14 protein-coding genes are annotated in these 14,626 nt (G+C 40.0%); 9 read left to right on the forward strand and 5 right to left on the reverse strand.

The features are described 5' to 3' along the window. Positions 1 to 84 precede the first annotated feature (84 nt). Positions 85 to 1,074, forward strand: a complete 990-nt coding sequence (locus AC52RT_RS05340) for a LacI family DNA-binding transcriptional regulator (protein WP_495539793.1) — start codon at positions 85 to 87, stop codon at positions 1,072 to 1,074. 63 nt (positions 1,075 to 1,137) lie between these two features. On the opposite strand, the gene AC52RT_RS05345 is transcribed toward AC52RT_RS05340, so the two are convergent. Continuing rightward, positions 1,138 to 1,800 (reverse strand): lysoplasmalogenase, encoded by a 663-nt coding sequence (locus AC52RT_RS05345; protein WP_495539794.1) that lies wholly within the window; start codon positions 1,798 to 1,800, stop codon positions 1,138 to 1,140. Positions 1,801 to 1,912: 112 nt separating this feature from the next. After that, on the reverse strand, positions 1,913 to 3,181 hold the full coding sequence (locus AC52RT_RS05350) for a dicarboxylate/amino acid:cation symporter (protein WP_495539795.1): 1,269 nt from the start codon (positions 3,179 to 3,181) through the stop codon (positions 1,913 to 1,915). Positions 3,182 to 3,567: 386 nt separating this feature from the next. Here AC52RT_RS05350 and AC52RT_RS05355 point away from each other — a divergent pair, with 386 nt between their 5' ends. The 4 genes from AC52RT_RS05355 to AC52RT_RS05370 all read left to right on the forward strand — a co-directional run bounded on the left by AC52RT_RS05355 (position 3,568) and on the right by AC52RT_RS05370 (position 6,940). Continuing rightward, the gene (locus AC52RT_RS05355; RefSeq protein WP_495539796.1) at positions 3,568 to 4,371 is read left to right on the forward strand and encodes an alpha/beta fold hydrolase; all 804 of its coding nucleotides are present in this window, start codon (positions 3,568 to 3,570) and stop codon (positions 4,369 to 4,371) included. A 132-nt stretch (positions 4,372 to 4,503) separates the two neighbouring features. Further along, positions 4,504 to 5,253, forward strand: a complete 750-nt coding sequence (locus AC52RT_RS05360) for a threonine/serine exporter family protein (RefSeq protein WP_495539797.1) — start codon at positions 4,504 to 4,506, stop codon at positions 5,251 to 5,253. A 17-nt stretch (positions 5,254 to 5,270) separates the two neighbouring features. Beyond that, positions 5,271 to 5,702 carry a threonine/serine exporter family protein gene (locus AC52RT_RS05365; protein ID WP_495539798.1) on the forward strand — a complete coding sequence of 144 codons (432 nt, stop codon included), beginning with the start codon at positions 5,271 to 5,273 and terminating at the stop codon, positions 5,700 to 5,702. A 197-nt stretch (positions 5,703 to 5,899) separates the two neighbouring features. Then, positions 5,900 to 6,940 (forward strand): class I SAM-dependent methyltransferase, encoded by a 1,041-nt coding sequence (locus tag AC52RT_RS05370; RefSeq protein ID WP_495539799.1) that lies wholly within the window; start codon positions 5,900 to 5,902, stop codon positions 6,938 to 6,940. Positions 6,941 to 6,982: 42 nt separating this feature from the next. On the opposite strand, the gene AC52RT_RS05375 is transcribed toward AC52RT_RS05370, so the two are convergent. The 3 genes from AC52RT_RS05375 to AC52RT_RS05385 form a co-directional block, all read right to left on the reverse strand. Continuing rightward, entirely contained in the window at positions 6,983 to 8,521 is a 1,539-nt protein-coding gene (locus AC52RT_RS05375) for a solute symporter family protein (RefSeq protein WP_495539800.1), read from the reverse strand. Between the two features lie 16 nt (positions 8,522 to 8,537). Beyond that, positions 8,538 to 8,873: a DUF485 domain-containing protein gene (locus AC52RT_RS05380; RefSeq protein ID WP_495539801.1), complete on the reverse strand. Its 336-nt coding sequence runs from the start codon at positions 8,871 to 8,873 to the stop codon at positions 8,538 to 8,540. A gap of 369 nt (positions 8,874 to 9,242) precedes the next feature. Further along, positions 9,243 to 10,091, reverse strand: coding sequence for a MurR/RpiR family transcriptional regulator (locus AC52RT_RS05385; RefSeq protein WP_495539802.1), 849 nt, complete (start codon positions 10,089 to 10,091; stop codon positions 9,243 to 9,245). A 150-nt stretch (positions 10,092 to 10,241) separates the two neighbouring features. On the opposite strand from AC52RT_RS05385, the gene gnd reads away from it, so the two are divergent. From gnd to msrA, 4 genes are all read left to right on the forward strand, one after another. After that, on the forward strand, positions 10,242 to 11,138 hold the full coding sequence (gene gnd / locus AC52RT_RS05390) for a phosphogluconate dehydrogenase (NAD(+)-dependent, decarboxylating) (protein ID WP_495539803.1): 897 nt from the start codon (positions 10,242 to 10,244) through the stop codon (positions 11,136 to 11,138). A 54-nt stretch (positions 11,139 to 11,192) separates the two neighbouring features. Then, positions 11,193 to 12,746, forward strand: a complete 1,554-nt coding sequence (gene gntK, locus AC52RT_RS05395; protein ID WP_495539804.1) for a gluconokinase — start codon at positions 11,193 to 11,195, stop codon at positions 12,744 to 12,746. 57 nt (positions 12,747 to 12,803) lie between these two features. Continuing rightward, complete coding sequence (locus AC52RT_RS05400; protein WP_495539805.1) at positions 12,804 to 13,985, forward strand: NupC/NupG family nucleoside CNT transporter; 1,182 nt, start codon at positions 12,804 to 12,806, stop codon at positions 13,983 to 13,985. A gap of 146 nt (positions 13,986 to 14,131) precedes the next feature. Beyond that, on the forward strand, positions 14,132 to 14,626 hold a 495-nt coding region (gene msrA, locus AC52RT_RS05405), incomplete at its 3' end, for a peptide-methionine (S)-S-oxide reductase MsrA (protein ID WP_495539806.1).

Genomic DNA, 14,626 nt, shown 5'->3' on the forward strand with positions numbered 1-14,626 from the left:
TTTAAGCGCGATAGAGAGGGTCGTCAGGGGTTCCGTAAATTTATTCAAGTTTTAACCAAGAACGAAGATAAGAAAGGATAACAGATGGCGACAATTAAGGATATAGCAGAGAAGGCCGGGGTATCCATTGCAACGGTTTCCAGGGTGCTGAACTATGATGAAACATTATCGGTTGGAGACGAAACGAAAAAAAAAATATTCGAAACTGCCGAGGAATTAGACTATAAAAAGCGTCCATCTCGAAAGGCAATCACACCAAGAATTGCTCTCATTCATTGGTATTCAGAGGCGGAAGAACTAAATGATTTATACTATATGTCGATCAGACTTGCTGTAGAAAAGTATAGTCAGCAGATGGGTCTTCAAGTTGTAAAATTTTTTCATTATAACCTTGAGGAAATTAAGCAGGCAGATGTACAAGGGATTATTGCCATTGGAAAGTTTAGTCTCGAACAAGTGACGGAACTTACCCAACTAACTGACAAGATTACCTTTGTGGACTCAAGCCCGGATGATGAGAGATTCGATTCAATTGTCATAGATTTCGAGAAGGCAACCCAAAAGGCTTTGGATCATTTTCTAACAAGAGGACATAAAAAAATAGGCTATATCGGCGGACGAGAAACATATAGAGATCATAAAACCAGTATCGAAGATCCAAGAGAAAAGACATTCAAGGCATACATGGCAGCAAAAAAGTTACTTGATGAAAGCAGTCTGTATATTGGTAGTTTCACCGTGGATGACGGCTACTCGTTAATGACTCAAGCCATCCATGACTACGGAGAGAAACTGCCGACGGCTTTTTTTACCGGCAACGATTTACTTGCCATGGGAGCGCTCCGTGCACTTCATGAAGCAGGAGTAGCGGTGCCGGATCGGGTGAGTATCATCGGGGTGAATGATATAAGCGTATCAAAATATGTCTACCCACCCCTAAGTACGATTAAGGTCTACACCGAAATAATGGGTGAAACGGCTGTTGATACCTTGCTCGAAAGAATAGCAGGAAGAAAAATCACTAAGAAAATCTTCATTTCAACATCGCTTATTCTAAGAGATAGTAGTAATTAGGCGACTGAGATTAGTAAAGTTTAGTAAAGAAAAAATATTCAGAATATAAAAAGGACTGACCCTTTAATGTGTCAGTCCTTTTTGAATGGGATTCTTAACAAAAGCTAAACGAGTGCTTATACTGTTAGCTATGAAAAATTGACCTCCATAGTAGGTGAGCATAATCAACGGATGGGAATAGGTAACATCTGAGACAAACATATTCCAAGAAAGAATAGAGTCGGATGCCACAAATAGCAGGCCGCCGACGACTGCAGACCTATTTCCAGTCATAATAGCAGTCCAGCCCATAATCGAAATCACTAGAATATAACAGATAACCGGAATCACCAAATTCGATTGGTCGTTCTGATTAAGTGCCTGCACAACCTGGGTGCCGATTATAAGGGAGTAAACGGCTATAGGAAGAATGGTTAGGGCTCGCAGCCAAGAAAACGTAAAACGTTGAAGGAAGGCCGCAATATAGAATAGATGTCCGATTAAAAAGGCGGATAATCCAACGATGAACCAAATGAGTAAACCATCGCCAAGCATACAAAAAAACAATCCAACTAAAATCAAGATTTGGTACTTAGAAAAATCTTGTTTTAATTTGTATGCATATAGAATCATTAATAACATGGGGATTATCTTAAAGGTGATTTTCACAAACAACGGTTCGTTAGGAATCAAGAATATATAAAGTAAACCCATAATAAGTATGCAAGCAGGCAGCCACTTTTTCAATGATACCCCTCCTCTTAAACCTCTCCTAGTGTATTCGCTATCTATCGCTAGTCTTCCTCTACTTTTTTAAAATAAAAACTCTCATTCTACAAGTAGAATGAGAGTTTGGGACTTATGCTAGTTTTTTTTCGGTTTTTAAAGTTTTTTTCAGCCAGTCTTTTCCTTCAACAAGACGAGTAACCATCATTGCACTAACGGTATTCCCTGTAGAATTAAGTAAAGTGGCCGGTGCATCAATAATGGTGGAGATGACAGCAATGATTGGAAGAGCTTCGATCGGGAATCCGAAAACGGTCAGGATCAACATTTCACCGATCATGCCTCCCCCAGGAATTGCACCCATTACTGCGCCAACCAGGAAGGAAACACCAAGAATACTTAAAATGCTAGTCATGCTAGTCATTTCCTTACCGAATAGGGTGAACAGGAAAACAATCTTTAAAACGCCGCCAAACACGGAACCATCTTTATGAAGATTTGCGCCAAGCGGAATAACCGTTTCAGCAATATCCTTTGGCACACCCATCTTACGAACATATTCTAAGTTTACAGGAATACTTGCTGCGCTTGAGCAGGTAGCCACTGCCGTAATTGAAGGCGGCAGAACGTTTTTCCAGTAAATCTTTACGCCTTCTTTGCCTCCAGCAATGAATGCATAAAGCGTAAAGAAGCCGAAGTAATAAATCAGGGAAAGAACTAGATATAAAGCAAAGGCACGTGCATACCCTTCAAGAATCTGTGGTCCAAGCTGGCCAATAATGGCTGCAAAATAACAACCAAGACCGATTGGAGCATAGTACATAATGATCTTAACCATCTTCATCATCACAGCCGTACCAGCCGATAGGAAGGCTGTGACCGGCTTAGCCTTTTCACCGGCTAAAGCAGCAGAAAGTCCAAATATGATGGAAAAGACAATTAGTTGAAGCATATTACTTTTCGAGAATAACTCTGAGAAATCTGAAACGGTAAACGTTTTAACCAGCTGACCGAGAATCGTAACCTCTTCAACAGCTACCTCTGGATCGCTGTCTTTCATTAACTCTTGAATAGCAGTGGTATCAGTATTCTCTAACGGATTAATGACAATCGTTCCTAAGAAACCGATAACCGCCGATAGTAGGGCGGTCCCCAGAAAAACAAGTAAAATGCTGCCTAGGATTTTTCCAAGCCTCGCCATTTCATTCATGCTGGCTATTGCGGATGTAATACTGAAAAAGACCAATGGGACAATAATCATGAACATTAGATTAAGAAATAAATCCCCGAGCGGTTGTACAATTGCTGTTTTAGGTCCCCAGATGACCCCAGCTATCCCGCCAATTAGTATGGCGGTTAATAAGATCAGTGAGGATCGATAATTTTTAAATAAATGTTTCAAGCTGCTACAACCCTTTCTGTCTATCTCTATATAACGCTGAAAAAGTAAACCTATGAGATTTTATTATAACGGTTTGAACAGTGATTAGAAATCATTTTTACATAAGATTGCTATGTTAGCAAAGTGATTTTATTTCCAGTTGAACTTCGACCTTGGGTAAGAGCTGTGAATCTGCAGCGAATTTCTACTAAGTTACTTTTAAATAAAAGGAAAAACTAGTGAACACATCGAAGAGATAAAGAGAAAATATGGGTAAAAAAGAGCTGAAAGATGTGGAAAAGGCTAATCATACATAGAATCCTAAAAGGTTTGAATGAAGCATAGAATGATGATGGGACACAATTTGATATAGAAGGTATAATAGATATACTTTAGGAGGGGTTACATTGGCTTTTTTGACAATCGATCAAGGTGTCGAAGTGTTTTACGAAGAAAAAGGGCAGGGAAGACCGATCATTTTTCTTCATGGTGTTTGGATGAGCAGTCGTTTTTTTGATAAACAAGTTCCTTATTTCTCCGAAAATTACCGCTGTATAACGCTTGATTTTAGAGGCCATGGCCGCTCCACTGAAGTTCACTCAGGCCATACGGTAGCAGCCTACGCCCGGGATCTGTATACTTTCATCGAAAGTTTAAACTTGAAGGATGTTGTACTCGTCGGCTGGTCGATGGGGGCATTTGTTGTCTGGGATTATCTTAAGCAATTTGGGGGAGAAAATATTCATTCAACGGTCATTGTTGATGAATTAGCAACTGATTTTAAATATCCTAATTTTGAAATAGGTGCCTTTGATATAGAGAGTTTAACGACCTTTATGAATGAAATCCAAACAAATCGATCTGCATTTCTACAGGGATTTCTTGCTTCAATGTTTAAAGAGGAGCTGCCGGCAGCTGATGCGGAATGGATGCTGAATGAAGTGACCAAAATGCCTGAATCGGTTGCAAGCGCCATTCTATTTGATCAGTCTGTTGTTGATTATCGTGAATTTCTCCCTAACATTACAGCCCCAACACTGCTTTGTTTTGGCAGGGAAGAAAAGGTGATTCCGGTAGCTGCTGGAGAGCATCTGCTTGAAAATATCCCTCATGCTAAATTGGAAATATTCGAAGATAGCTGTCACTGTCCATTTTGGGAAGAAAGTGACCGATTTAATAAAATGGTTGATGGATTTATTCGAGATAAATAATCGCGCGAGTAAAACGGTTATCTTTTGATAGCATTTTTCGTTATAAACTTTGCTAAACACAAGAATGTTCGATACGATGGAAACATTATTTGGATTAGACGACTTGTGTCTGTAAAGAGGAGAATAGAAAAAATGAAACCTGCTATTACCTATGAAATTATTGAGGTTAGCCTACTCGCAGGGAAAATTATGCAACAGGGCGGTGCTGAAACTTACCGGGTTGAAGATACGATGACTCGTATTTCAGCGGCATATGGAATATCAACTTCACATTGTTATGCAACACCGACAGCACTAATTTTCTCAATGGAGGGTGAGAATCCGACAAAATTAGTCCGGATATCTGAGCGATCTACCGACCTCAATAAGGTTACACTGGTCAACGGCATATCTCGACAGATCTCTGCGGGAGAACTATCAGCAAAAGAGGCGCTTATCTCTTTAAAAGAAATTGAACGTGCTGACCATGCTTACCCAATCTGGCTGCAGATCTTTGCGTCCTTCATTTCCAGCGGTTGTTTTTTAATCATGTTTCAAGGACAATGGAATGATTTCTTGCTGGCCTGTTTAGCTGGAGGATTGGGATTCTCTGCTTTAATTTATCTACATAAGCTGCTGGAGATGAAGTTTTTTGCCGAATTTCTTGCGTCTTTTATTATTGGTATAGTAGCCATACTGACTGTACATATAGGGATAGGACAGGAAGTAGATAAGATTATTATTGGTTCAGTGATGCCCCTCGTGCCAGGCCTATTAATTACGAATTCAGTCAGAGATTTAATTGCAGGTCACCTTATGGCTGGGGTGGCAAAGGGAGCAGAAGCATTTTTAACAGCCTTTGCGATTGGGATTGGCATAGCAGCAACATTTATTATTTTTTAGAATGGCGGGAATAGCAAATGATGGAACAGCTTATTACCAGCTTCATAGCATCAGCGGCCTTTGGAATCATTTTTAGTGCACCAAAGGAATCTCTGGTCAAATGCGGCTTTGTAGGAATGGCTGGCTGGTTTTTATATTACCTGCTCTACAGCAATGATGTTAGCAGTATTATGGCGACCCTTGCGGCCACACTTTTGGTTGCAATTATCAGTCAGTTTTTTGCCAGATACTACAAAACACCGGTTATCATTTTCAGTGTGGCAGGCATTATCCCGCTTGTACCCGGCGGATTATCTTATGACGCCATGAGAAACTTTGTTGAAAATGACTATAGCCAGGCCATTCAGCTTGCTGCCCGTGCTTTTATGCTTTCGGGAGCAATTGCCATGGGCCTTCTTTTTTCAGAAGTAATCAAACAATTAATTAATAAATCAAAGCAAGTCAAATAACTAAGCCGCAGATAATCTGCTGTTTAGTTTTTTTTTATAAAAAAGGTAATGTTCTAGCATTGCAGAAATATAAGATGTAAGCGCAATCTTTTTGAGTAGGTGCTTGGTAACTGTCAGAAGACGGGTATATAGCGTTCTTTAGAGATGGTAAAGAAATCACCATGGAAATAAATTTAAAAAATGACAGGAGGATGCTAATGATTAGTAGACTTGAAGATGATGCGTATTATTCGGATGAGGATTTAGAGACAACACATCTCGGGCCAAGCTACCGAATCGACCTTAGAAATGCCGGGTCAGAACATCTGGACCAGTTTATAACGGCGAATGTCGTTTCCGACTGGTCGCAGTTGAGCTGGAAGGAGACAGGAAAGCCCTATGAGGTGAAGTCTGTTGCTAAATCGAAACGAGATTGGGAGACAGCCAATGGTGATATGTCTGTAAAAACGTCATGGGAATTTTTTAATCGTTCTTTTCATGAATGGTTTGTCAAGGATGTACCTGAAGAACTCTCACGCTCGAAAAAAGAATTAAAACAACATCTTGCTCGGTTTCAGTTAGGCGAAGTGAAGAAAGCGCTCGGAGAAACGGTACGTCTGTCACTATGGAATTATGTTCACCGTATTGAGGATGGAATTTGGGACCCACGCGGAAAGAGGGCACTGTTTGAAGGTCTTGATGTGAAGAAACCCCGTATACTTTATCTAGGAGCTGCAGAGGGGTATGAAGCCATGCAACTGTATGCGATGTATCCCGAGGGAGAAATTGTGATGGTGGATTACGATGATTTTTGCCGGAGTGATCGTTTTGGCCACTTTCCAAACAGCTATCCATTTCTTGGTGTGAATGTTGCTTCAGGTCACCCTAAAATCTGGCATAAAGAAGAGATGAATATACATTATTTAATTGAAGATATTCGTAATCTTTCGTTTGGGAAGGAATTCGATATCGTCCTTAGTGTCGGTTTGATTGAACATTTCCCTGACGAGTTTAAGGAAGAGGCAATGGATTGGCATCGAAAGTTTCTAAAGCCGGGTGGATATGTGATTATGACTACGCCGCGTTCACAGCTGAAATCCAAGCTCTATTATAAGGTTATGGCAGATGTTATGAATCATACCTATCGTGAGTTAATGGACATTAGTCAAATGGGTCTATACGTTTATGAAGGCGGCTTCGATATTATGCGTCACGGTTATATTAAAGTCCACAATGGCATTGTTGCTCAACCACGGTAAAAGAAAAAGGCCGAAGCGAAGCAGCTTCGGTCTTTTCATTAATTATGCGGAAGGTCCTTTATAACCTGTATTGGCTTTAACGAGAATTTCATCAAATTTCTTACTGTCTGCCTTTTTACTAGATAATAAAGTGCCGAGAATAGCAGCAAGAAAACCAATCGGAATGGAGAAAATTCCAGGGTTTGCATAAGGGAAGAGAGGCTCACCAGTTAGGATAGCCGCGCCTTCAGGAGACCAGACATTTGGGCTGAAAAAGACGAGCAATAGCGATGTAATTAAACCTACAAGCATGCCTGTGACAGCTCCAGTTGTATTGAAACGTTTCCAGAAAACAGTGAAAAGGATAATGGGCAGGTTGGCGCTGGCAGCGACTGCAAACGCAAGTGATACTAGGAAAGCTACATTCATTTTTTGAGCGAAAAGAGCCAGAATAATAGATAGGACTGAGACACCAATGGATGCCCAACGAGCTGCAACCACTTGTTCCTTATCGGTAGCTTGTCCTTTTCTAAGGATATGACTGTAAAAATCATGTGCAAAGGCAGAGGCTGCTGAGAGTACGAGGCCGGCAACGACAGCTAAGATGGTCGCAAAGGCCACAGCTGAGATAAAGGCAAAGAGGAAGTCGCCTCCAAGAGCTTCTGCTAGTAGCGGTGCAGCCATATTTCCAGCAACATTTGCTTCAACAATCGTATCGTAGCCAACGAATGCTGCCGCTCCAAAGCCAAGGAAAATAGTCATTACATAGAAGATACCGATAATCCAAGTAGCATAGACAACCGATTTCCTCGCAGTGATGGCGTCCTTTACAGTAAAGAAACGGATGAGAATATGAGGCAGTCCCGCTGTACCAAGGACAAGAGCCAGGTTAAGTGAAATCGTATCGATGGGATCCTTAAATTTATTACCAGGATTTAAGAAACTTTCACCTAATGGTGTGGCTGTTTTCATTTGTTTAAACATTTCAAAGACGCTATAGTCAAACTTCGCAAGAACGATGAGCGAGATGATAAAGGTACCGCCCATCAAGAGAATAGCCTTAATGATTTGCACCCAGCTGGTGGCCATCATGCCGCCAAATACTACATAGACAGTCATCAGAATGCCAACGATGATAACTGAATAAACATAATCAATGCCGAGTAAAAGTTTAATAAGTGCACCCGCTCCAACAAGTTGGGCGATCATATAGAAGATGGAAATCGTAATGGTGTTTAGGGCAGCGACTCCGCGTACCTTCTTTTCGTTAAATCGAGCAGCAATCATATCTGCCATTGTATACTTCCCTAAGTTTCGCAGCGGCTCTGCGACGACGTAAAGAACAACTAGATAGGCAACCAGAAAACCTATGCTATAAAAGAAACCATCAAAACCTGAAAGCGCTACCATTCCGGCGATTCCTAAAAAAGAGGCCGCTGACATATAATCTCCCGCAATGGCCAATCCATTTTGCCATCCAGTCAGGCTGCTGTCTGCCGTATAAAAATCACTTGTTGTTTTCGTACGGCGGGAAGCGATAAAAGTGATTACGAGTGTAATACCAACAATGATTAAAAATAGTGTAAATGCCAACATGTTCATGAATAACTTCCCCCAATCAGCTTTTGTTTTCTTGAATAATCTTCTCCACCATTACATCGAATTGAGCAGCACGTTTGGAATAAATCATGCAAAGCGCCCACGTCATGATGAACTGGGCAGAAGCAAAGATCCAGGCCCAGCTGATGGAACCAATTGCAGGATTGTTAAGAATGGTTGAGTAGGACGTTAAAATAGGGAGAGTAAAGTAAAAAGCCATGAAAAATATAGACATTGGAATGATGAACGCATATTTTTTCTTAAGCAGCTCTTGAAAAGATGGTGAGTTTGCAATTCTTGTGTAATCAGTCGCATCTACCGCTTTCTTTTTCGCTAGTGAACCGTTTCTAGCCAAATCAATTTCCTCCTTTTTACTTTCTTTTATTTTTCAAAATATTTTCTTTTTACTATTATATATACATCTTAATTAATTGTAAATTCTGAAAATTAAATTTAATTAAGATATTTCTTATTTATCTTATGAACTGGTGGAGAGACAGTCAAAGCCTAACATGAAATCTCTTTGCAGATTTTTGAAGGTGATTTTATCTCCATCATCGGTCTTTCCGTCTTTGGATCAGCCGGATACAAGTTATTTTGGATAGGCTTCATCAGCTTATGAGTGTAACAGGACGGATTCATAACCTTAGGTTGGATCTAACTAAAAGAAACAAACGAAATAATAAAAAAGAGAGGGGGTCGTTCTTCTTTTTTTTTTTTGCGCTTATTCCATTCTAGTCTCTGAAATAGTCAAACGGATTTTCTGTAAAGCGGCTTCGGAATTCTTTTTATTTCTCATCATCACATTTGCATAGAGGGCATCAATTAAGCTCAGCTGCCCAATTCTTGATGCGAGTGCTTCTGAGCGGTATTCGGTTTCTTCTGAACTTGTCAGCAGCGTAACGTCGGCATGAGTACTTAGATAAGACTTAGGATAGCTAGTAATGGCAATTGTACGGGCACCATTTTCATTAGCTGTATTGAGTATATTTAACGTATCCTTGTTTGTGCCTGAATGAGAAATAATGACGGCAGTATCATCACCAGTCAGCTGGGAGGCAGACATAAGCTGGAAATGAGAATCAATGAAAGCGAAGGACTGAATACCGGTTCGGATAAATTTATGATAGGCATCCATAGCAATTACAGCTGAACCTCCCGTACCGTAAAAATGAATGCGTGATGCATGAAGCAATAATTGAACGGCTTTGTTAAGGGACTCTTCGTCTAAAACCTGCAAGGTATATTCGAGAGTCTTAATATTCGATTTAAAGATTTTTTCCGCAACCATTCGTTCATTGTCATCTTCACTGATTTCCTCAAGTATTTGCTGAGCGGGCGTCATAATCTCCGAAGCCAGTGCAATTTTCATCGCTTGATAACCTTTAAAGCCTATTCGCTTGCAAAATCGAAACACCGTCGCATCGGCTACATTCAGTTTTTCAGCCACTTCATTGATTGTACTGTGAATGATGGTCTGAGGATGGTTAATAATATATTTGGCAATTATTTTTTCTTTATCACTTAAACGGGCATAATTAGAACGGATGGTTTGTAAACAACTAGTTGACATATTGTAAGCCATCTCCCATATTTTTTCTTTTTCAAAAGTATAGCATATAAGAATTATAATAAAATAACGACTTTACGGTTTAATTTTCAAAAAATATTTCATATAATAAATAATAGATGAAAAAATATTTCATAAGAGGAGTTTATAATAATGAAAATTGGATTAATTGGTCTTGGGAAAATGGGTTACAATCTTGCACAAAATATACTTTCACATAAACACCAAGTAGCGGCTTTTGATGTCGATGTAAATAATGTGAATAAAGTGAAAGAAGCTGGCGGTATTGGTGCAGCTTCAATAAAAGAACTAGTTGCTGGATTAGAGGCACCACGCGTAATTTGGATGATGGTTCCAGCCGGTGAAATTACTGAATCCGTTTTAACTGAGTTAAAAGAACTGCTCTCAGCGGATGATATTGTGATTGATGGAGGAAATTCTAATTATAAGGACTCAATTCGTCGTGCGGAAGAGTTGGCTGAAACAGGCATTCATTTCTTAGATGTAGGCACAAGCGGCGGGATGGCAGGTGCTAGAAATGGTGCTTGTACGATGATTGGCGGTAATCCGGATGCATTTGCAACGGTTGAACGATTATTCCAAGATATCTCGGTCGAAAACGGATACCTATATGCTGGTAAAAGCGGAAGCGGTCATTTTTTAAAGATGGTTCATAATGGTGTGGAATATGGCATGATGCAATCCATTGCTGAAGGATTTGAAGTACTTGATAAAAGTGATTTTGATTTTGACTATGAAAAAGTTGCTCGCGTTTGGAATAATGGATCGGTGATTCGTTCATGGTTAATGGAATTAACGGAAAATGCTTTTTCTAAGGATGCACATTTAGACGAGCTAAAAGGAATCATGCATTCTTCTGGTGAAGGAAAATGGACACTGGAAACTGCATTAGATTTACAAGTGGCAACACCAGTTATAGCCATGTCTCTTATGATGCGTTACCGTTCATTAGAAGATGATACGTTTTCAGGTAAAGTAGTCTCGGCATTACGCAATGAATTTGGCGGTCACAGTGTAGTAAAAAAATAACCTGTTAAATGGGTAACTTTTTGATGCCCTGTCGAGAGGGTACAGGGAGGATAAATGATGGATACAAAGTATGTAATTGGTGTAGATGTAGGTACGACTAGTACGAAATCGGTACTGTTTACAAAAGAAGGCCGAATTATCTCTACTCATGGCGTGGAATACCCTTTATACTCACCCACTCCTGATACAGCAGAACAGGATCCGGATTTGATTTTTACAGCTGTGATTGAATCAATTAAAGAGACGATGCAAAAAGGAAGGATCCCTCCTGAAGACCTTTTATGTGTATCATTTAGCTCAGCTATGCATAGCCTAATTGCTGTAGACCGTAATGGACGTCCGTTAACTCAATGTATAACTTGGGCAGATAACAGGAGTTCGGAGTGGGCGAAGAAAATCGCAGAAGAAATGGATGGACATAGCCTTTATTTACGGACTGGTACGCCCATTCACCCAATGTCTCCGTTAGCTAAATTAACTTGGATTAAACATGAGTTACCAGAACTTGCGGCAAGTGCGTATAAATTTATATCAATAAAGGAATATGTATTTTATAAGCTGTTTGGCCGATACGTCATTGACTATTCGATTGCTTCTGCCACTGGTTTATTTAACCTCAAAGAACTTGATTGGGATAAAGGCGCACTTGAAGTAGCAGGAGTTACCCGAGACAAACTTTCAGAACTGGTTCCAACTACGTATCGTTTGTCAGGATTAGCTGAAGTATTTGCGAATGAATTGGGAATAAGGAAGAATACACCTTTTGTAGTAGGCGCAAGTGACGGTGTATTATCCAATCTTGGCGTAAATGCAATTAAGCCGGGTGTTGTGGCTGTTACGATTGGGACAAGCGGTGCAATCAGGGCTGTGACTGATAAACCTGTAACTGATCCAAAAGGCAGAATTTTTTGCTATGCATTAACGGAAGACCTTTGGGTGATTGGCGGTGCGGTTAATAATGGCGGAATGATTTTCAGATGGGCACGTGATCAGCTGGGTGCTTCTGAAATGGCGACAGCAAAACGCCTTGGAATCGATTCTTATGAATTATTAACCGAACTTGCGTCTAGAGTGAATCCTGGTTCTGATGGACTTATTTTCCATCCTTATCTTGCGGGTGAGAGGGCGCCATTATGGGATGCGAATGCACGAGGGTCATACTTTGGCCTCAGCTTACACCATAAACGAGAGCATATGATCCGTTCTCTTTTAGAGGGAGTTATTTTTAATCTGTATACAGTGCAGCTGGCATTAGCAGAATTAATTGGTAAACCTGATAAAATTCATGCTACAGGAGGATTTGCCCGATCCGGATTATGGCGTCAAATGATGGCAGATATCTTTAACCAAGAAGTTTCCGTTCCAGAAAGCATTGAAAGCTCTTGTTTAGGTGCAGCTATTCTTGGTATGTATGGAATTGGTGAGATAGACTCCTTAGATGTTGTTTCAAACATGGTTGGGGGATCCCGACGCCATATGCCCATACATGAGAATGTTGAGGTCTACAGTGAATTGTCGCCGATCTTCATACGTATCTCTCGTATGTTAAAGGATGAATACCAAAATATCGCTGATTTCCAAAAGAAACACATAAAAAGTGGAAAGTAAGCACCCGTGTTTAAAGATAATCACCTAGAGTGTACGACAACTCAGTGGAGGGAAAAAATGAAGTTTCTAATTGCTATTGGTGGCCTTCTTGTAGTTCTTGGTTTGGCCTACTTAATGAGTAGTAACCGAAAAAGCGTTAAGATTAAACCGATTCTTTTAATGATTGTGATCCAACTTATTCTTGCCTACGTATTACTAAATACAAAGTTTGGCTTAGTGATTATTGAAGGAATTGCTGGTGCTTTCACTAAGCTGCTTGATTATGCTGGTGAAGGAATTGCCTTTGTGTTTAGCGGAATTGCCAATGAGGGAGAGGCACCGTTTTTCTTGACCGTCCTTCTGCCTATCGTCTTTATTTCGGTGCTGATTGGTATTCTTCAGCATTTTAAAATCCTTCCATTCATTATGAAATGGATAGGTTTCCTGCTAAGTAAAGTCAATGGAATGGGTAAACTTGAATCGTATAATGCGGTAGCTTCTGCTATTGTAGGGCAATCTGAAGTGTTCATCACTGTTAAAAAACAGCTCGGACAATTACCGCCAAATCGTCTATATACATTGTGTGCTTCAGCAATGTCTACAGTATCAATGTCCATTGTTGGTGCCTATATGACAATGATTGAACCGGCATATGTAGTGACAGCGATTGTGATTAATTTATTTGGCGGATTTATAATTGCCTCAATTATCAACCCATATACGGTAACAGAAGAAGAAGATATCTTAAATGTATTAGAAGAAGAAAGGCAAAGTTTTTTTGAGATGCTTGGTGAGTACATTATGGATGGATTTAAGGTAGCAATTGTTGTGGCAGCGATGCTGATTGGATTTGTTGCGCTGATTGCTATGATTAATAGCCTGTTTAATATGATTTTTGGAATCAGCTTCCAAGAAGTAATTGGCTATATTTTTGCACCTTTTGCCATTCTTATGGGAGTTCCGATCGCAGAATCTGTAACGGCGGGTGGTATTATGGCAACAAAACTCGTTACTAATGAATTTGTTGCGATGATTGATTTAGGGAATGTTCAAGCGAATTTAAGTGAAAAAACAGTAGGGATTATCTCAGTCTTCCTTGTCTCTTTCGCTAATTTCTCCTCAATCGGTATTGTCGCCGGAGCGGTTAAGGGTTTAAATGAAAAACAAGGGAATGTTGTGGCTCGTATGGGACTAAAATTACTGTATGGAGCAACATTAGTAAGTGTCCTGTCTGCAATCATTGTCAGCGTCATTCTTTAAAAAAGATAGTCTTCAAGCCGGCAACTACGTGTGTCGGCTTTTTTTGTACATTTTTACAGAAAGGTATGTGCTTGGAAATTTCAATAAATTTGAAGGATGGACTATACTTATGGAAAGAGAATTTACAGGCAAGGGGTAAGTTTGCAATGGCATGTGACAACAATCAATTAGCAAGTGAAACCGCTATATTCGCTGGGGGATGCTTTTGGTGTATGGTATCGCCTTTTGAACAAAAGGAAGGCATTATAGAAGTAGTCTCAGGGTATAGCGGAGGCAGCATAGAAAATCCTACGTACAGTCAAGTGAAAACAGGAGAATCTGGACATATGGAAGTAGTGAAAATAACTTTTAAGCCTGAAATAATTACCTATGACCAACTACTTGATATTTACTGGAAGCAAATCAACCCCTGCGATGACGGCGGGCAGTTTTCTGACCGCGGGTCAGCGTATCAAAGCGTCATTTTTTATCAGAATCAACTACAAAAAAAGAAAGCTGAACAATCAAAAATTGAATTAGCAGAAAGTGGACGTTTTGACCGGCCTATTGTCACGAAAATCTTGCCATCTATGCCTTTTTATCCAGCTGAAGAGTATCATCAATATTTTTATCAAAAAAATGCTTTTCGGTATGCACTTTAT

The organism is Peribacillus sp. (genome assembly GCF_059453735.1).

Excerpts from the sequence above, each read along its gene's own strand:
- AC52RT_RS05340 (WP_495539793.1), top strand. The coding sequence starts at position 85 with ATGGCGACAATTAAGGATATAGCAGAGAAGGCCGGGGTATCCATTGCA.
- AC52RT_RS05360 (WP_495539797.1), top strand. The coding sequence starts at position 4,504 with ATGAAACCTGCTATTACCTATGAAATTATTGAGGTTAGCCTACTCGCA.
- AC52RT_RS05365 (WP_495539798.1), top strand. The coding sequence starts at position 5,271 with ATGATGGAACAGCTTATTACCAGCTTCATAGCATCAGCGGCCTTTGGA.
- AC52RT_RS05370 (WP_495539799.1), top strand. The coding sequence starts at position 5,900 with ATGATTAGTAGACTTGAAGATGATGCGTATTATTCGGATGAGGATTTA.
- AC52RT_RS05375 (WP_495539800.1), bottom strand. The coding sequence starts at position 8,521 with ATGAACATGTTGGCATTTACACTATTTTTAATCATTGTTGGTATTACA.
- AC52RT_RS05385 (WP_495539802.1), bottom strand. The coding sequence starts at position 10,091 with ATGTCAACTAGTTGTTTACAAACCATCCGTTCTAATTATGCCCGTTTA.
- gnd (WP_495539803.1), top strand. The coding sequence starts at position 10,242 with ATGAAAATTGGATTAATTGGTCTTGGGAAAATGGGTTACAATCTTGCA.
- gntK (WP_495539804.1), top strand. The coding sequence starts at position 11,193 with ATGATGGATACAAAGTATGTAATTGGTGTAGATGTAGGTACGACTAGT.
- AC52RT_RS05400 (WP_495539805.1), top strand. The coding sequence starts at position 12,804 with ATGAAGTTTCTAATTGCTATTGGTGGCCTTCTTGTAGTTCTTGGTTTG.